The following is an 18,644-nucleotide window of genomic DNA, read 5'->3' as shown; positions in this document are numbered from 1 at the left end:
TCCTCTGATGTGGTCCAGGTGGTTCCGTGGTGGTGACGCGTCCAGCCTGACGGCTGCGGCTCGAGGGCGATGTAGCCGTTTACACAGCCGGGGGTTGTTTGTCGGAGGAGTGCGCGCCGGGGTGTGCGCGCCCCTGCGCGAGCAGGACGAGGACGGGCATGTCGACGACGATCACGGTGCGGTGGGCGGTGCGGACGACGCCCTGCTCGCGCAGCAGCCGCAGCGCCTTGGCCACGGCTTCGCGCGTCGCCCCGATCGCGGCCGCCAGGTCGTGCTGGGGCAGCGGCAGTTCCAGTACGGTGCCGGACTCGGCGTGCCGGCCGGCCCGTTCGGCGAGTTCGACGAGCCGCGCGGCGAGCCGCTGGAGCACGGTCTCCGAAGCGAGCGAGCGCCGCTCGACATCGGCGCTGCGCAGGCGGGTGGCGAGCTGTCGCAGGATCAGGGAGGTGGCGTGCGGCCGAGCCGCCAGGAAGCGCCGGAAGCGGTCCCCGGAGATGGCGACGGCCTCGACCCGGCCGAGCGCGGTGACGGTGGCACTGCGCGGCCGGCGGTCGACCGCGGCGAGATCGCCGACGACCTCGCCGGCCCCGCGCAGCGCCAGGATGAGGCGGGCGCCGCGCTCGGTGCCGACGGAGACCACCGCCCAGCCGGAGAGCAGGGCGAGGACGTACGCGGAGGTGTCCCGCTCGCGGATCATGATCTCGCCCGGCTCGTACGTCCGCGGAGCGCCCTCGTCGAGCAGCGCACGGCGGTCGCCCGCGGGCAGGGCGTGCAGGAAGGAGCGGTCCTGGCCGAAAAGACTCAACGGTCGCTCACACCCCCGCACGACTGGCGCATTCGCGTGCTTGTTCCCCCGCCAACGAGCAACCCTCGTCACATTATTGACGCTGCGTCACTCCGTGGGGTGAAGAACGCTAGGGGCTCACGAAGATTCACGTCAACGCGGGCGACCCAGACACGAGGGGCGCAAGGGAGCGCTGTTTTCGGCCCCCTTGCGCCCCCTGATCCCTGCCCGTGCCCCCCCCGCGCACCGGCCCTCGACCTGCCGGTTCCCCGGCCGGCCACCCACCGGAAGCCCCGGCGCGGGCACGGCGCGAACACGCCCCAGCACGCGCCGCGGGGTGCGCGGCGGGGTGCGCCGCGCTGGGCGCTCCCCCGGCGTGGGGCGCTCCCCCGGCGCGGGGCGTTCCCCGGACGCGCGGCACGGTGCCACGCGACGTCGGCGGCGCCCTGCCGGCCCGGGACCGGAGGCCCACCACACGGGACCACCGCGCGGGCCGGCCGGACACCCCCACGCTCACCGGCCGGACCGGGGCAGGACCGCGGCCGGATCGCCCGGCCGCAGGTGCCCACCACGTCTCACCGCGAAGGACCGACCGGCCCACCCCGTCGCCGCGCAGCCCCGCCCCGGCCCCGGCCCCGGATCAGAGCCGGGGGTCCACCGGCTCCGACTCCAGCGCGAGGACCGCGAAGACGGCCTCGTGGACCCGCCACAGCGGCTCCCCCGCGGCCAGCCGGTCGAGCGCTTCGAGGCCGAGCGCGTACTCCCGCAGCGCCAGCGAACGCTTGTGGCCGAGGAAGCGGTTGCGCAGCCGCTCCAGGTTGTCCGGACGGGTGTACTCGGGGCCGTAGATGATCCGCAGGTACTCCCGGCCGCGCACCTTCACGCCCGGCTGCACCACGCGCCCGTCCGTGCCCCTCGCGACCGCCGCGAGCGGCTTGACGACCATGCCCTCGCCGCCCGCCGCCGTCATGTCGAGCCACCAGTCGACACCCGCCGCCACGGACTTCTCGTCGGCCGGGTCGACCACGAGCCGCCGCGTGACCTGGAGCAGCCCGGTCGGATCGTGCTCGACCAGCCGGTCGAGCCAGGCCAGCTGTTCGTCGTGCGGTACGGCGGCCAGCGAGCGTCCGCGCGCGGCCAGCACCTGGAACGGCGCGAAACGCACGCCCTCCAGGCCCTCCGTCGGCCAGCAGTACCGCCGGTACGCGTCGGTGAACGCCGCGGCGTCCGAAGCCCGCTCCCGCTGCCGGCCCAGCAGCTCGTCGAGCCCGGACACCCCGCGTGCGGCGGCCTGTTCGAGCGCCCCGAGGGCGCCCGGGAAGACCGCCCGCGCGGCCGCGCCGACAGCGCCGTACTGCGAGCGCAGCAGACCGGCCGACTTCAGCGACCACGGCATGAGCTCGCCGTCGAGCAGCAGCCAGTCCATGTCCAGCTCCTCCCAGAGCCCGGCGGCGCCGATCGCCGCCCGCAGCCGTCCGAGGACCTGCTCGGTCGTCTCCCGGTCGTCGAAGAACGGGCGTCCGGTCCGGGTGTGCAGCGCACCGGTCACGCCGTCCACGGCGGCCACGCCGAACCGTTCCGCCGCCACGTCCGCGTCCTTGCAGACGAGGGCGACCGCCCGCGAGCCCATGTGCTTCTCCTCGCACACGACCCGCCCGACCCCGTCGGCCGCGTACTGCGCGAACGCCTCGGCCGGGTGCTCCAGGTAGCCCTCCTCCTTCGACGTCGCGGTCGGCGCCATCGTCGGCGGCAGGTAGGCGAGCAGCCGCGGGTCGACGGCGAACCGGCTCATGACCTCCAGCGCGGCGGCGGCGTTCTCCTCGCGCACCGCCACGTTGCCCGCGAGCTTCGTCTCCACGATCCGCCGCCCGTGCACGTCGGCGAGGTCGAGCGGCCGGCCCTGGTGCCCGCCGGGCGCCTCGGGTGCGAGCGGCCGGGCCGGCTCGTACCAGACCCGCTCCGCCGGCACGTCGACGAGCTCCCGCTCCGGCCAGCGCAGCGCGGTCATCCTGCCGCCGAACACGGCTCCGGTGTCGAGACAGATGGTGTTGTTGATCCAGGACGTGTTCGGCACGGGCGTGTGCCCGTAGACGACCGTCGCGCGGCCCCGGTAGTCCTCGGCCCACGGGTAGCGCACCGGCAGGCCGAACTCGTCGGTCTCGCCGGTCGTGTCCCCGTAGAGCGCGTGCGAGCGCACCCTGCCGGAGGTGCGGCCGTGGTACTTCTCCGGAAGACCGGCGTGACAGACGACCAGCTTGCCCTCGTCCAGGACGTAGTGGCTGACCAGCCCGTCGATGAACCCCGCGACCTCGGCCCGGAACTCCTCCGGCTCGCGGCCCAGCTGCTCGATGGTCTCGGCGAGGCCGTGGGTCTCCTGGACCTTGCGGCCGCGCAGCCAGCGCCCCAGCTTGTTCTCGTGGTTCCCCGGCACGCACAGCGCGTCTCCCGCGGCCACCATGCCCATCACCCGGCGCAGCACACCCGGGCTGTCGGGACCCCGGTCGACGAGATCACCGACGAAGACGGCGGTCCGGCCGTCCGGGTGGTGCCCGTCGACGTAACCCAGCTTCGTGAGCAGGGTCTCCAGCTCGGAGCGGCAGCCGTGGACGTCACCGATGATGTCGAAGGGACCGGTGAGGTGACGCAGGTCGTTGAAGCGCTTCTCCAGCACGACCTCGGCCGCCTCCACCTCCTCCGCACTGCGCAGGACGTGCACCTTGCGGAAGCCCTCGCGCTCCAGCCCCTTCAGCGAGCGTCGCAGCTCGCGGCGGTGCCGCTGGATGACGTGCCGGGGCAGGTGCGCCCGGTCGGGGCGCTCCGCGTTGCGCGCCGCACACACCTCCTCCGGCAGATCGAGGACGATCGCGATCGGCAGCACGTCGTACTCGCGGGCGAGCCTCACCAGCTGCCGCCGCGCCTCGCTCTGCACGCTGGTGGCGTCGACGACGGTCAGCCGGCCGGCCGCGAGCCGCTTGCCCGCGATGTAGTGAAGGACGTCGAAGGCGTCCTTGCTCGCGCTCTGGTCGTTCTCGTCGTCGGCGACGAGCCCGCGACAGAAGTCGGAGGAGACGATCTCGGTCGGCTTGAAGTGGCGCCGCGCGAAAGTCGACTTGCCGGAGCCGGTCGCGCCGATCAGGACCACGAGGGAGAGATCGGTGACGGGAAGCGTACGGCGCCGGGTCGTCTCGGTGGTGTCGGTCATGCCGCGTCCTCCTTCGTGCTCTGGTCGGTCCCGGTGCCCTGGTCGGTCTCCGACCTCTGGTCGGTGTCCGTGCCCCGGTCGGTCTCCGTGCCCTGGTCGGTGTCCGTGCTGCCGCTCCCGGTGGCCGTGCTCCGGCGCGCGTCCGTGCTGCGGCTTCCGTCGACCGTGCTCCGACCGCCGGTGTCCGCGCCCTGTTCGACACGGGTGAAGACGGCCATCTGCGTGGGCGGGCCGACCTCGGGGTCCTCGGCCCCTACGGGCACGAACTCCACCTCGTACCCGTGGCGTTCTGCCACGCGCCCGGCCCACTCCCGGAACTCGCCCCGGGTCCACTCGAAGCGGTGGTCACTGTGCCGGACGTGCCCGGCCGGCAGCGACTCCCACCGCACGTTGTACTCGACGTTCGGCGTCGTCACCACGACCGTCCGCGGCCGGGCGGACCCGAACACCGCGTACTCGAGCGCGGGCAGCCGCGGCAGGTCGAGGTGCTCGACGACCTCGCTGAGCACGGCCGCGTCGTAGCCCGTCAGACGCTTGTCGGTGTACGTGAGAGAACCCTGGAGCAGCTTCACCCGGGCGGCTTGCCGCTCGCCCATCCGCTCCAGGCGCAGCCTGCGCGCGGCCACGGTCAGGGCGCGCGCCGACACGTCGACGCCGACGATCTCGGTGAACCGCACGTCCTTGAGCAGCGCCTGCACCAACTGCCCCTGACCACAGCCGAGATCGAGCACGCGTGCAGCGTCGGCGGTGCGCAGCGCGCCGAGGATCGCCTCGCGGCGCTGCTCGGCGAGCGGCACCGGCCGGTCCTCGGTGTCCTTCGTCTCGTCGACCGCGTTGTCGACGTCCTCGACGTCGAGCCCGTCGGCCTCGGCGAGCCGCACCAGCTCCAGACGCTCGGTCGCTTTCCGGGTCAGCCCCCAGCGGCGGGAGAGGTACCGGCTGGTGATCAGCTGCCGGTCGGGGTGCTCGGCGAGCCAGCCGTCACCGGCGCGCAGCAGCTTGTCGACCTCGTCCGGGGCGACCCAGTAGTGCTTGGCGTCGTCGAGCACGGGAAGCAGCACGTACAGCTGGTTGAGGGCGTCGGCGAGCCGCAGTTCGCCCTCCAGGACGAGCCGCACGTAGCGCGAGTCGCCCCACTCGGGGAAATCCGGGTCCAGCACGACCGGCTCCGCCTCGACGGCAGTCCAGCCCAGCGGCCCGAACAGCCGGGTCACCAGACCCACGCCGCCCCGCGCGGGCAGCGCGGGAACCTCGATCCGCAACGGCATCGGCGCCGCGGCCCGCTCGGGCCGTGCCGCGCACGCACCGTGCAGGGCGCTCGAGAACACCTTGGCGAGCGCGACGGCGAGCAGCGAGGAGGCCGCGTAGGGGCGGTCGTTCACGTACTGCGCGAGCGCCGCGTCGGGCGCTCCGCCCCGCCCCTTGCCCTTCCCCCGCCGCACGAGCGCGATGGGGTCCACCTCGAGCAGCAGGGCAGCCGTGCACCGCTCCGCGCTCGCCTCGGGGTAGAGGACGTGCGCGGTGCCGTGAGAGGTCGAGAACGACTGTGCCTTCTCGGGATGCTTGTGCAGCAGAAAGCCGAGATCGGTCGCGGGCCGCTCATGGGTACCGGTGGTACTGATCGTCAGGAACACCCCTCCGAGTATGGCCACGCTCGCCCCGGCCGACCAGGCATTTTCCCGGCGCCGCACGCCTGGGGGCCCTCCCCCTCCCCCTCCCCTCCCCTCCCTCTGCCCCCTCACCCCTCCAGCGTCGTGGCCAGGTCCGCGATCGCGGCGGGGCCGACGCGGCAGCAGCCGCCGATGAGGCGGGCGCCGGCGGTGCGCCAGGTCGTGGTCGTGGCCGGAGCGAAGGTGGCGCCGCCGTGCCAGGAGCGGGCCGTGGCGTCCCAGTACTCGCCGCTGTTGGGGTAGACGACGACCGGCTTGCCGGTGACCGCGGCGGCGATCTCCGCGGCGGGCCCGACATCGGCTGGGTCGCAGCAGTTCACGCCGACCGCGACGACCTGGTCGACGCCCGCGGCGAGCCCGAAGGCGTCCGCCAGGGGCTGGCCGGCCCGGGTGTGCCGGCCGTCGATCGTGTACGAGAGCCAGACCGGCACGCCGCACCCGTCGACGGCCCTCAGCAGCGCCTCGGCCTCGTCGGCGTCGGGCACCGTCTCCAGGGCCAGGACGTCCGGCCGGGCGGCAGCGAGGACCTCCACCCTGGGCCGGTGGAACCGCTCCAGCTCCGCCACCGACAGGCCGTACCGGCCGCGGTACTCGCTGCCGTCCGCCAGCATCGCCCCGTACGGGCCGACGGAGGCCGCGACCCAGATCTCGCGCTCCGACCGCTCCCCCGCCGCCCGGGCGAGCTCCACGCTCCTGCTCAGGAGCAGCGCCGCCTCCTCCCGGCCGGTCCCGCGCCGCGCGAAGCCCTCGAAGGTGGCCTGGTAGCTGGAGGTGATCAGCACCTGCGCCCCGGCCCGCACGTACGCCGCGTGGGCCGCCTCGATCTGCTCCGGCGCGTCTGCGAGCAGCCGCGCGGACCAGAGCGCGTCGGAGAGGTCGCAGCCCTGCGCCTCCAGCTGGTTGGAGAGCCCGCCGTCGAGGACGAGGACGTCCTCGGCGAGGGCGGCGGCGAGCGAACGGTCGGGTTTCATCGGGTCACCCCAGCTGCGTCTGGACCTGTGCGGAGATCAGCTCCAGGTGGTCCAGATCGTCCAGGTCGAGGACCTGGAGGTAGATCCGGGTGGAGCCGAGGGCACCGTACCTGCCGATCTTGTCGACGACCTCGGCGGGCGAACCCGCCAGGCCGTTCGCCTTGAGCTCGTCCACGTCCCGCCCGATCGCGGCGGCCCTGCGGGCGACCTCCGCGTCGTCGCGGCCGACGCAGACCACCAGCGCGTTGGAGTACACCAGCGCGTCGGCCGGGCGGCCGGCCTCCGCCGCGGCGGCCCGCACCCGGGCGAACTGCCGCTCGGTGTCCTCCAGCGAGGCGAACGGGATGTTGAACTCGTCGGCGAAGCGCGCCGCCAGCCGGGGCGTCCGGCTCGCTCCGTGCCCACCGATCAGGACCGGGATCCTCGCCTGGGCCGGCTTGGGCAGCGCCGGCGAGTCGGCCAGCCGGTAGTACCTCCCCTCGTACGAGAACGTCTTGCCCACCTCGGTGCCCCACAGGCCGGTGACGATCTCCAGTTGTTCCTCAAGGCGCCCGAACTTCTCCTTGGGGAACGGGATCCCGTACGCCCGGTGCTCCTCCTCGAACCAGCCCGCACCGAGTCCGAGCTCGATCCGCCCGCCCGACATGCGGTCGACCTGCGCCACCTGGATGGCCAGGACACCGGGGAGCCGGAAGGTGCCCGCGGTCATCAGGGTGCCGAGCCGGATGCGCTTGGTCTCCCGGGCCAGACCCGCCAGGGTGATCCACGCGTCCGTCGGGCCCGGCAGTCCGTCGGCCGAACCCATGCTCAGGTAGTGGTCGGACCGGAAGAAGGCGTCGAAGCCGAGCTCCTCGGTGGCCCTGGCGACCTTGAGGAGGGTGTCGTAGTCGGCCCCCTGCTGGGGTTCCGTGAAGATTCGAAGATCCATACCTCCCATCCTGCACCCCGTGCGCGTCAACCGTTTCGTCAGCGGATGATCTCCACCGGCTCGGTCGGGTGAATATCTCTCCCTCTGTCGGGCGGCGTCCCGCCGGGCCAGTGACCGTGGCCGGGAGCCGTCGTTGGCTCGGGCGGAGCCGGACCGCCCGGCCCGCGTGCCGGCGGCCGCTGCCGGTGCGTCGCACTCTTGTGGCCCTCCCCCGCCGGAGGGCCCCCGGGCCGAGGAGGCCGCGATGTCCCAGGAAGCCGCACCGGAGCAGCCCGTGTCGGCGGTGCCACCCGTGCAGCCGTCGCTTCCGTCGGCGCCCGTGCAGCAGGGCGGCGGCTCCTCGAAGGGCCTGCTGCAGCAGATGGAGGAACTCATGGCGGCGCTGACCGCCGACCTCTCGCAACTCGACGCCGATCTCCAGTCCTCGGCGGACCGCCAGGCCTCCACTCCCGATCGCCCGGGTGGCGACCCCGTCTGACGGCCCCGGCGAGCCCGCCCCGTTCGGCCCCCGGAACACCCCGACGTCCGAACCCCAGCGCGCTCCCCCTGAGCCCCGCACCGCCCCGAGCCCGGCGTCCCAGATGCCGGCGGCACCCCGAGCCCGCCACCGCCCCGAGCCCGGCGGCGCCCGAAGCCGTGCGAGTCCTCAGCCCACCGCCCACGCCCGCGCCACCCCTCAGCCCAGCGCGCCGCCAAACAGCGAGGACCAGGGCGAGCGCCATGACCAGGGCACGGGCGCGCACTGCCACAGCCCCAGCCATTGCCACAGCCAGTGGCCACTGCCCCGGCCACGGCCCCCGGCCAATGCCCCGGCCCCGGCCCCGGCCAGGCGATGCCCGGTCATCGCCGGACCTCCCGGAGGCCGTCCCCGCCGTCACCCTCAGTCCGGTCCCCCCGACGGACCCGCCCGGCCCCGGGCCGGGTCGGGCGGGCGGGCGCGTTCTCGGTCGCGGTCGCGTAACGCGAGGCGGCGGAGCATGGCGCGGACCCTGTCGCCCGCCTCGTCGGCGGCGTCGATGGCCTCGATGCACTGCCAGTACAGCCCCTCCTCGTCGGTCGCGCAGGCCACGCCGACGAGGGCGATGCCCACTTCTCCGAGGAGCGCGCCGAGCGCGGTCAGCGCCGTGCGGGCCTCGGCCACCGCCGTGAGCTGCGCGGCGCGCAGCCCGGTGCGCACGGCGGGGTGCTCGACCACGCCGCGCACTCCGCCTATCTCGCTCAGCCCCCGTGCCTCGCTCCGCAGCTCCAGCGGCCCGCAGAGCGCGAGATGACTTCCTATCGCCTGGGCGAGGGCCTGTGCCTGCCAGGCCTCCGCCACGATGTCCAACGCCGTGCGGCTCTCGGTCAGCGCGTGCCGACCGGTCGCGATGAGTCGCTCTGCTTCCATCAACGCCGCCCCCGTTCTCATGACTTACCGCTCACTCATTCCATTACCCAGCGTGAGGCCGGCTGAGCCCCAACACCAGGGGAATTCGGAAATCTGTGGACAGGAAGCTCGATGGGGAAAACTCGATCACTCCGAAGAGTGACGATCAGGGTCCTCGGGAGGCGTCGCGGGCCCGGCGGACCCGCGCCGCCGCGCCGGGAAACGGAGTTCGTTGCGGTCGATCTTCGCGGAGAGCGCCGTGAGCGGGTCGACCCCCAACACCTCGCAGAACTGGAGCAGATAGGCCAGGACGTCCGCGACCTCGTCGGTGACCCGGTGCGCCGTGTCCGGGTCGGACATCACCCGCCCGGCTTCCTCCGGCGTCAACCACTGGAAGATCTCGAGGAGTTCGGCCGCCTCGACGCTCAGCGCGGCGGCCAGGTTCTTGGGGGTGTGGTACGGCTGCCACTCCCTGGCTGCGGCGAAGTCCGCGAGGCGGCGCTGGAGGCCCGCCACATCATGTTCTGTCACGTCCCAGGTCTACCACCGTCACCCCCGGCCCATTCGGCACGTCCGCCCGGCCCTCCTCCGCCGGTTCGCCCACCCCTGTCGCCACGCCCTCCCCCACCGTCGCGACGAGCCTCATGTGCCCGCTCGCGCCGATCTCGCCGGCCAGCTCCAGCAGGGCGCGGAGCTGCCGGGCGTCGAGGCCGCGGTCCAGGCCGTCGGCGAGGACGGTGAGCGTCTGCATGGCCTGGGGCACCTCGGCGACCGGGTCCATCGCCAGCACCCCCGGCCCGGTCAGCAGGACGAGCCCGAGGGCGAGGTAGCGCAGTTCGCCGTCGCCGAGCCTGCTCAGCGGGGTCGGGGTGCGTCCGGGGCGTTCGAGTACGGCCTGGACGGTGCCGCTCTCCGCCGACTCCCGTAAGCCGAGCGCCGTGACCGGCCCCACGCATCCCGCGCCCGCGAAGGCCGCCAGACGCGTGTGCCGCCTTGAGCACTCGGTGGCGGTGCGGTGCAGCACCTCGGCGAGGTTGCGGCAGTCGCGCCGCAGCCGTCCCTCGCCCACCGGCACCTCCGCCCGCATGCGCCGTGGCTGCGGATCGCAGGGGAAGACCGAGCGCAGGCCCACCACCACCTGCTCCGCGGCGGCCAGGACGTCCCGCTGCCCGGGGGTCTTCCCCGCGACGCGCAGCGGGAGCAGCGCCGTACCGAGCAGGTCGTCGGGGAACGGCGCCCGGGTGACGGGGGTGCTGCCCGCGGTGTGCCACTCGGCCTGGACGGTGCCGCGGCCCGGGTCACGCAGCGCGGTGGCGAGGAGGGTGCGGCCGTCGTGTCCGGTGAGGCGTTCGCCGACGATCCTCAGGGTCGGTTCGGCCTGTACGGCCACGTCGAGCTGTACGGGTCCGGCAGGGCCGTCGACCGTGCAGCCGATCCGGAACCCGCGCCTCCCCTGGGCGTCGGGCCGCGCCGATTCCGGCACGCGGTCGACGGCGTCCGGCAGGGCTTCCGCGAGGCCCGCCCCCGCTCCGAGCGCCGCGAGCACCTCGTAGGCGCGCAGCACCGTGGACTTGCCGCTGCCGCTCGGCCCCCTGACCAGCGTCACGGGGCCGAGCGGCAGAACGGTCCCGCGATGCGCGCCGAAGGCGGAGAGCCGCAGCTCCGTGACGGCGGGCCGCATTACGGCCCCAGCCGCCCTTCCCGCGGAGGCGAACACGCGCGCGGAACCGGAGCGGGAACCGGATGCCGAACCGGAACCTGAAACGGAACCGACACCGGCACCGGCACCAGCACCGACCCCGGCCCCAGCACCGGACGCTGACGCAGGTACAGGTGCGGCTACGGGCACAGGTGCAGGGGCAGACGAAGGGGCGGGGCCGCGGGGGCGCCCCTGGGCCGGGACGTGCGTCCGCTCGGGCGCCGGTCCGGCCAGGGGGCCGGCCGACGGGCGGTGGTTGCGATCGGGGGCGGTGCCGCCGGTGGTGGTCATGATCGGACGGTACGCAGCCGCCCGGACGCCGAACCGTTACGTCTGACGGACCTTCCTACGAACGAGGGACCGCGCCCTCTTCGAGGTCCTCCGCGTTCTCGTCCTCGGCGCCCTCCACCTCCGTGCCGGCCGGGGCCAGCAGGAACACGTTGCGGTCGACGCGGTGCATGCCGCTGCCGAGGCCGAAGACGACACCACTGCTGAAGTCGAGGATGCGCTTGGCGACCTCGGTGTCGGCGCTCGTGAGGTCGAGGAGCACGGGGATCTGGGCGATGAGGTACTCGGCGACCTCCCGGGCGTCGGCGAAGACCTGGACCCGCAGCACGACCATGCGGCGCTGCTCGGCGGTCTCGTACTGCTCGGGGAACGCGCGATGGTCCACCCTGGACGGCCATTCGTCACGGCCTCGCAGGGGAACGACCTGGGCCAGCCCCTCCCACTGCTCGTCGGTGACGTCGTACCTCTCGTACCTACTCATGCACCCATCCTCCCGTTACTCACCCGTTCGGCCCAACACCGACACGAACCGACTGCGAAGGCCGGAGGCCTCGGAAGCCCCCAGCAGTCCTCGCAACGGCGTCGGCACCCCGAAACCGCGTCGGCGGTCACCGCGACGGGAGCCGCAGGCCGTCGCCCGTGACCGTTCGCCCGGTGTTCGACCGCAGGGCCTATGATCTCCCGCCGGTACGACGCCGGACGGACACCTGACACTCCGTGGGGGAACCATTGTGAACAGACCGGACGACCGTCTCGCCTCGGCGCTCCGATTCAGTACGGAACTCGTCGCGTGGGTGGCCACGCCGTGGGCCCTCGCCCCGTACTCCTGGCTGCTCGCCGCCCTGTCGGTGGTGGTGCTCATCGGGCTTCCCACGGTCTTCTCCACACCGGGCGACAAGGCTCAGGTGATCGTCCCGGTTCCGGGCGTGGTCACCGTCCTGCTCGTACTGCTGCAACTCGTCGCGGCCGTGGTCGCCGCCTGGCTGGCCTGGCCCGCGGGGGCTGCGGTCGTGGTCTCCGTCCTCGCCGCGGCCACCCTCGTCACCGAACGCCGCCGCTGGCGCCGGCTCCTGTCCTCCGCGCCCCGTCAGGCCGGCTGAGCACGGGGAAGGGGCAGGCGGCAGAGGGCAGAAGGCAAAGGCAGCGGGGACCGGAGCCGCCGGGCCGGGGACCGGGGCGGAGGCCGGGGGGCACGCGGGCGGACAGTCCCGATCGGACCGTCGACAGATCACATGATCACGGGATCCACCCCTATGCCCGGGGACAAATGATCCGAGAACGTCTACTGGTGGTCCCTGCCGGGTGGTACAACAACGTCTGTGGTCGGAGCGTGACGAGCTCCCGTCGACCGGCTGAAGCGGGGGTTGGCTTCCATGGACAGCACGCTGCATCTCACGGACGCCGGGCACCGGGACATCGCCCTCGACTCCCTGAAACAGTGGTTACCCACCGCGACGCTGCACTTCGAGCCGATGCCCGGCGGCCGCTCGGGCGCCGAGCTCGTGAGCGTGGACGTCAGCGGCAGGACGGGCGACCTGCCGCCCGGCATGTACGTCCTCCGGGTGGGTCCGGAGGAGGAGGACCTCGCCCAGGCCAACGAACTGGCGGCGCATCAGCTGATCCGTGACGCGGATCCCGCGTTCGCCGAGCGGCACCTGCCCCGTCTGCTGCGCCTGAACCAGCGCCGACAGGGCGACGTCCGGCTGGTGGCGTCGCTGCACCAGATCGCCGGCGACAGCCTCGGCTGGTACACGCCGCCGCGCATCGGGTCGACGGGGCTGCTGCGGTCCGCGTACGCCCTCTCCCGGGACATCATGGACGCCTGGGCCGACCCGAGCGACATCACCCAGATGCGGCCGTACGACCTGCTCGTCTCGATCGCCGGCGAGTCCAGGGTCGCCGAGTGCCTGGCCGCCGTCCCGGCGCTCTTCACGGGCGAGGTCCATCACGAGGACGGGCACGCCTTCCTCGATCCGCTCACCGTGCTCGGCGAGGGCGAGGGCGGTGAACTGCCCGTGATGGGGGCCATCTGCCACGGCGACCTCAACACCGGCAACGTCCTCGTGCCCCGCGACGAGGTGACCACGGACGACGACTCCTTCTGGATCGTCGACGTGGACCAGGCCCGCCGGTCGATCGCCGGCTTCGACCCGGCGTATCTCGAGGTGAGCGTCCTCGTGAACATCCTGCCGATGATCCGGCGGCCGGTGCTCGCCCGGTGCCTGGAGGCAGCCGAGGACGCCACGGTCAAGTCCGTTCCGGACGACTGCCAGTGGCTCGTGGAGTTCCTGCAGAACTCGCGCACCGGGCTGCTCGACTGGGTATCCCGGCAGCCCGGACGGATGGACCAGCTGCGCCGGCAGTTCATGCTGGTGCGCATCGCGGCCGCGCTGCTGTGGGCCCGGCGCTTCCCCGCCGACGACGAGCGCGCGCGGCTCTGTCTCGCCTATGCCGGGTGGTACGCCCTGCGGTACCGCAGGGCCTTCGCCCACACCGCCCGGCCCTCGGAGGCGACCGCCCGTGGTGCCGCGGGCGTTCCGGTGTCGGGCGCCGCCCCCGAGACCGTGTCCGCTTCCGCGCAGGCGACCGGGGCCACGCCCGCGGAGCCGGGGCGGGACGGCGAAGAAGAGGTGGCACGCGTGCGCGAGGACCTGTGGGAGTCCTTCTGGGGCACCGTCTCCGGCTTCGCTCCGCACGCCGCCCGCTGGGTCCTCGTCGCGGAACAGCTCCCGCGCACGGCCTCCGTCTCCGCGCTCGGGCGCATCCCCTGGTCGCTGGTCGTCGACCTCGACCCGGCCTCGGACGGCGACGGCCTGCACCACCGGGCCGGGCCGGTCCTCACCACCCAGCGCGCGGTGCACCTCTTCACCGAGGACCGCCCGGTGATCGACTACGCCCGGGGCACGGCGTGGCTGCTGGCCGCCGGCTCCGTGCTGCGCCGGGAGCCCGCCCTGGAGGGGCGCGAGTGGGTGATCCGGCGTCTCGACACGGTGCGCCGGGTGACGTCCTCCTTCCACCAGTTCGTCGGTGACACACCGGTGTACGTCCTGGTCCTCGAAGGCGGCACCGAGACCGCGCCGGCGGCGGGCCGGGACCGGCTGCTGCGGGTCGTGGAGGCCATGGACGAGATGCTCCAGGGGCAGGCGACGTTCGTCCACGTCGGGCTGGCGGACCTGCGCCCCGACGTCCCCCTGGTCCGGGTGCCGCTGCCCGTCGGCGACCTGCTGGAACGCCTCACCGCGACGCTCGGCACGAGCGGCGAGTACCTCGACTACACGGTGCCCGCACTCGACAACGGCACGGCGCCGATCTCCCCGGAGACCATGCAGAAGCTGCGCGAGCACCTGGTGGTCCTGCACGACGGGATCGAGGCGTCCACACCGCCCGGCGACCGCAACAACAACGACGCCTTCTGGCGCGGCGGCCTCATCAGCTGGGACGACCTGGACGCCGGCCGGGACGTGGTGCGGACGGTCAACGACGGCCTGGTGGCCGCCCTGCGCGACAGCCTGAGGCAGCACCGCACCCGTACCGTCGTGGTCGAGCACCGGCCGGGCGCCGGCGGTACGACAGCGGCGCTGCGCGCGGCCTGGGACCTGCACCAGGAGTTCCCCGTGGCGGTGCTCCCGCACGGCGTCCCGATCGGCCCCTCGCGCGTCCCGCTCCTCGCCGACCGGCTGCATCTGCTGTACACCATCACCCAGTTGCCGGTGCTGCTCGTCGCGGAGGGCGGCGATCTGAGCGAGGCCTACCGGGAGGCGCTGTACCGCGAGTCGGCCCGGCGCAACACCCCGCTGACGGTGCTCTACGTCCGACGGGGCGTCACGCAGGCCAACCGGGGCGCCCTGCAGGTCTCCGAGCCGCTCGACGACAAGGAGACCGCCGAGTTCCAGGGGCGCTACGCGGCGCTCACCGAGGACCGGCACCGGATCGACGAACTGCGCATGCTGGGCACCCGGACGTACGAGCGCTACCGCACCCCCTTCTTCTACGGACTGATCACCTTCGAGCGGGAGTTCACCAAGCTCTCCACGTACGTGCAGACGCACCTGGACCATGTGCGGGGCCGCGCCCGCGAGGTGATGCAGTACCTCGCGCTGGCCACGATCTACTCCAACACCGGGCTGCAGCGCGAGACGGTGCAGAAGCTCATGCACGTCTCCACGCCGTCGGCGGAGCTGGACCTGTCCGACGTCCTGGGCCCGGAGGCCTCCCGGCTCGTCGCCGTACGCAACGGCCGGGTGCGCCTGCAACACCAGCTCCTCGCCGAACAGGTGCTGGCCGAGCTGCTCAACGACCACGAGTGGACGCAGCACCTCAAGGACCTGTCGATCGACTTCATCAAGGCGCTGTCGAACGCCACCGACGTGTCCTCCGACCCGGTGCGGGTGCTGCTGCGGCAGATGTTCGTCGACCGGCAGGGCGGCACGGCGGACGGGGTGGAGGACCGGCGGAACTTCGCCCCGCTGATCGAGCGGCTGGACCTCAACTCCGCCCACCAGGTGCTGAAGACGCTCACCGAGGAGGTGCCGGACGAGCCGCACTTCTGGAACCACCTGGGCCGGCACCAGATGTACCGCCTGCGCCGCGAGCTCGACAAGGCGGAGGAGTACGTCACGCGCGCGGTGGAGCTCGCGGAGTGGGACTTCCTGCACCACCACACCCTCGGGCTCGCGCGCCGCAGCCGGATGCGCCAGGCGCTGCGCGACGCGAAGCGGCGCGGCGTGCCGGCGGTGATGGCCGCGGCCGACCGCTGGTTCGCGCAGACCGTCGAGTGCTTCGCCACCGCCCGGAACCTGAACCCGGAGAACATCTACGGCTACATCACCCATGTGCAGGCCATCGTCGACGTGGCGAAGGCCGTCAAGGACGCGGCGCGGGTGTCGTCGATCGCCGAGCTCAGCTCCGACGCGAGCGAGTGGGTCACGGAGAACCTGGCCGAGGCCAACTTCCTGCTGAACGAGGCGGCTCAGCTGTACGGCACGCTGGACCAGCACGACGACTACCTGGTGCGCTGCCAGACCTCCATCAAGCGTCTCTACGGTGACCTCGACTCGGTGGTCGAGCTGTGGGAACTGGCCGTCGCCGGGGCGCGCAGCACCCCGATGATGCAGCGGGCCCTCGCCCAGGCGTACTACGTGCGCGGTGGCCGCAGCTGGCGGGAGCTCGACCCCTCCGAACTCGCCCGCATCGTGGAACTGGCCCGGCAGAACCTGTCCCGGACCGGCTGCAAGGAGGAGGACTACCGGCTCTGGTTCGAGGCGTACAAGCTGCTCCCGGACTTCGACATCGACGAGGCCCTCTCCCAGCTCCAGCTGTGGTCGGACCGCTTCCCGTCCTGGCGGGCCCACTACTACCGTTACTGCCTCTTCTTCCACCTGTGGTTCACCGGGAGCAGCAGCGACGTGGAGGCCTTCCGCGTCGAGCAGCAGCAGGCCGAGAAGTACGTGGTGGGCCGCTCCAACCGCTCCTATCTGTGGCTGTCCACCGGCCCGGAGTGGTACCCGCTGATCGCCGACAGCGACCTCGGGGAGTGGAACCGGCGGGAGATGTTCTGGACGAACACCACCCATCTGCAACGGGTGAACGGGGTCATCGACTTCATCCGCGGGCCCCAGGCGGGCACGATCCAGCTGGAGGGGTCGGTCACCGCCTTCTTCGTCCCGTCCCGGGGGACCTTCCTGCCGGACAGCGACGAGAACACCCCCGTCAACTTCTTCCTGGGGCTGAGCCCCGAGGGCCCCCGCGCATGGGACGTGCAGCGCGGACACCTCGACCACGCCCTGCAGGCCCGGCAGACGGTGTCCACCGGCCCGGCCCGGGCGCTGGCCGCCCGGGCGCCGGTCCAGCTGGCGCCGGCCCAGGTCGCGGCGCACGCCGCGACCCTCACCCGGCAGCGCAAACTCGACTTCTGCGTCTCCCTCCTGGAGGCGTGGCAGACGGTCGGCGACGCGCCCCCGCTGTCCCGGCTGGCCGAGCGGGTCGGTGCCCGCTTCCGGTACGACGGCGCGGACGTCACCGAGATTCTCGCCGAGTCCGGCCGGGTCTACCTCGACGCCGACGGCAGCGATCCGGTCGTCCGGCTGCGCGACGCCGACGGCGGATCGCCCGGACGCACCCCCGCCGACCGGAGACTGTCCACCGGCGAGGGGACGGAGCTGGGGCGCATCACCTTCGTCAACCCCACCGAGGGTCACGGCATCGTCGAGCTGGTCGACCGCGGGTGGGCGCGCTTCACGACCGCCGACATCCGCACACCGCACACCGAGGGCCCGGTCCGGGGCCAGGTCGTGCGGGCGGTGATGGTCGAGATGGACCGCGGCGGCGGACGGAGCGCGCGCGGCCTGGAGCTGTTCCCGCTGTCGGCCACGCTGGTGGACGGGGAGATCGTCGACGTGGAGCACCTGGCCGAGCGGGTCTCCACCGACCTGCGGCAGGAGATCGAGGAGCGTCTGTCGGACGGTGTCCCCTCGGTGCCGGCCCGGGAGCTGGAGGAGTGGCTGGAGGAGCGGTTCACCGGCTGCAGGCCGTTGGCGGACCGCCTGGGCCTGAGTCACCTGGGACGCCTCTGGGTGACGCTGGACTGGCTGAAGCAGAGCGGCTCCGCGGGTAACCGGACCGTCTCCCTCAGGAGCGGCACGGTGTTCGGGCGCGTCCCGCCACCGCGGAGGGAACAGGCGGCGCCGCAGCAGCCGGCCCGGAGGCCGGACGAGTTCGGCGAGGCTCTGGAGGCCGTGGTCACGGAGATCGAGCGGGCCGGCGGGGGCCGTGCCACCTTCTACCGGGTGAAGAACGGGCTCGTGAAGCGCCTGCGGAAGGACTTCGAGCGGGTGGTCGGCGGTTCGCTGAAGAGCCGGATCGCGCGGCAGCCCGGGTGGAGCCTGCAGGAGATCCGCCCCGGGGTGCACGTGGTCCAGCGGACGGACGGGCCCGACGGCGCCGGAGCGAAGGGGACGGGGACGAAGGGGACGGGGACGAAGGGGACGGCGGGAAGGGCACCGGCGAAGCCGTCGGCGGCGGAGTCCGCCGCGGGACCGGCGTCGGGCTCCTCCGCTGCGGGCGCGAGGTCGGGACCGGCGCTCGGGCCGCACGGAGCGGCACTCGGGCCGGAAGCCTTCCTTCCGCTGTTCACCGCGGAGGTGGACCGGATCGTCCGCGCGGGCGGGACCCCCACGCTCCAGTCCATCGGGGTCGCTCTGCGTGCCCGGCTCGGCCCCGCGTTCGCCGCGGTCGTCGGCGCCTCCCTCAAGAAGCGCGTCGAGAGAGAACCCGGCTGGCGGGTGGACGAACCCCGGCCGGGGGTGCACGTCCCGTGCCGCACGGGGCCGCCCCCGGCCGCGCCCGCGGCAGCAGCCGCCGCCCCGCCCGCGGCCGCCCCCGGGACGCACCCGACCGCTTCCGCGGTGTCCCCGCCGGCGTCCTCCGCTGCCCCGTCGGCGTCCTCCGCTCCCCCGGCGGCGCCGCCGGATCCGCCGCGCTCCGCGGCCGGGGCGGACGTCGCCGCCGCCCTGCGGACCGTCGTCGCGCGGCTGCTGCCGCACGGCGGCGAGGCCCCCCTCCCCGATGTCGGCAACGCGCTGCGGGAGTTGTGGGGCGCCGACGCCTACCGCGCGGTGACCGGCACGCGGTCGCTGCGGCTGCTGGTCCAGGAGCACGGGTGGGAGACCCACGAGACGAAGCCGACCATCTGGGTCCTGCGCGCCCCCGGCGCCGGCCCGAGCACGGAGGGATGACCT

The 18,644-nt window shown here is 73.4% G+C and carries 12 protein-coding genes; 3 read left to right on the top strand and 9 right to left on the bottom strand.

All coding sequences use genetic code 11. The annotated features are described in order from the left end of the window. Nucleotides 1-79: 79 nt before the first annotated feature. From ACGF1Z_RS27440 to ACGF1Z_RS27420, 5 genes are all read right to left on the bottom strand, one after another. On the bottom strand, nucleotides 80-805 hold the full coding sequence (locus ACGF1Z_RS27440) for a Crp/Fnr family transcriptional regulator (protein ID WP_393008437.1): 726 nt from the start codon (nucleotides 803-805) through the stop codon (nucleotides 80-82). Nucleotides 806-1,424: 619 nt separating this feature from the next. Beyond that, entirely contained in the window at nucleotides 1,425-3,986 is a 2,562-nt protein-coding gene (locus tag ACGF1Z_RS27435) for a polynucleotide kinase-phosphatase (RefSeq protein ID WP_393008434.1), read from the bottom strand. Beyond that, the gene (locus ACGF1Z_RS27430; protein ID WP_393008432.1) at nucleotides 3,983-5,620 is read right to left on the bottom strand and encodes a 3' terminal RNA ribose 2'-O-methyltransferase Hen1; all 1,638 of its coding nucleotides are present in this window, start codon (nucleotides 5,618-5,620) and stop codon (nucleotides 3,983-3,985) included. Before ACGF1Z_RS27430 ends, ACGF1Z_RS27435 begins: the two co-directional genes overlap by 4 nt. A 104-nt stretch (nucleotides 5,621-5,724) precedes the next feature. Next, nucleotides 5,725-6,627, bottom strand: a complete 903-nt coding sequence (gene mmuM / locus ACGF1Z_RS27425) for a homocysteine S-methyltransferase (RefSeq protein WP_393008430.1) — start codon at nucleotides 6,625-6,627, stop codon at nucleotides 5,725-5,727. 4 nt (nucleotides 6,628-6,631) lie between these two features. After that, nucleotides 6,632-7,555, bottom strand: a complete 924-nt coding sequence (locus ACGF1Z_RS27420; RefSeq protein WP_393008428.1) for an LLM class F420-dependent oxidoreductase — start codon at nucleotides 7,553-7,555, stop codon at nucleotides 6,632-6,634. A 244-nt stretch (nucleotides 7,556-7,799) separates the two neighbouring features. On the opposite strand from ACGF1Z_RS27420, the gene ACGF1Z_RS27415 reads away from it, so the two are divergent. Next, nucleotides 7,800-8,033 (top strand): hypothetical protein, encoded by a 234-nt coding sequence (locus tag ACGF1Z_RS27415; protein ID WP_393008426.1) that lies wholly within the window; start codon nucleotides 7,800-7,802, stop codon nucleotides 8,031-8,033. Between the two features lie 402 nt (nucleotides 8,034-8,435). Here the strand turns inward: ACGF1Z_RS27415 and ACGF1Z_RS27410 are convergent, their stop codons facing one another. The 4 genes from ACGF1Z_RS27410 to ACGF1Z_RS27395 all read right to left on the bottom strand — a co-directional run bounded on the left by ACGF1Z_RS27410 (nucleotide 8,436) and on the right by ACGF1Z_RS27395 (nucleotide 11,389). Beyond that, nucleotides 8,436-8,942, bottom strand: coding sequence for a DUF6099 family protein (locus tag ACGF1Z_RS27410; protein ID WP_393008424.1), 507 nt, complete (start codon nucleotides 8,940-8,942; stop codon nucleotides 8,436-8,438). Between the two features lie 126 nt (nucleotides 8,943-9,068). After that, on the bottom strand, nucleotides 9,069-9,452 hold the full coding sequence (locus ACGF1Z_RS27405; protein WP_393008422.1) for a nucleotide pyrophosphohydrolase: 384 nt from the start codon (nucleotides 9,450-9,452) through the stop codon (nucleotides 9,069-9,071). Beyond that, complete coding sequence (locus tag ACGF1Z_RS27400) at nucleotides 9,439-10,602, bottom strand: ATP-binding protein (RefSeq protein WP_393008420.1); 1,164 nt, start codon at nucleotides 10,600-10,602, stop codon at nucleotides 9,439-9,441. The genes ACGF1Z_RS27405 and ACGF1Z_RS27400 overlap by 14 nt, the downstream gene beginning before the upstream one ends. Nucleotides 10,603-10,966: 364 nt before the next feature. Continuing rightward, a complete protein-coding gene (locus tag ACGF1Z_RS27395) occupies nucleotides 10,967-11,389 on the bottom strand; it encodes a cell division protein SepF (RefSeq protein ID WP_393008418.1) in 423 nt (140 codons plus the stop codon). A gap of 250 nt (nucleotides 11,390-11,639) precedes the next feature. On the opposite strand from ACGF1Z_RS27395, the gene ACGF1Z_RS27390 reads away from it, so the two are divergent. After that, nucleotides 11,640-12,008, top strand: a complete 369-nt coding sequence (locus ACGF1Z_RS27390; RefSeq protein ID WP_393008416.1) for a hypothetical protein — start codon at nucleotides 11,640-11,642, stop codon at nucleotides 12,006-12,008. Nucleotides 12,009-12,281: 273 nt separating this feature from the next. After that, the gene (locus ACGF1Z_RS27385; protein WP_393008414.1) at nucleotides 12,282-18,641 is read left to right on the top strand and encodes a hypothetical protein; all 6,360 of its coding nucleotides are present in this window, start codon (nucleotides 12,282-12,284) and stop codon (nucleotides 18,639-18,641) included. The last annotated feature ends 3 nt before the right edge of the window (nucleotides 18,642-18,644 follow it).

The sequence above is a fragment of the Streptomyces sp. NPDC048018 genome (genome assembly GCF_043202995.1).
Lineage (GTDB): Bacteria > Actinomycetota > Actinomycetes > Streptomycetales > Streptomycetaceae > Streptomyces.
This window is presented reverse-complemented; position numbering and strand designations above follow the sequence as displayed.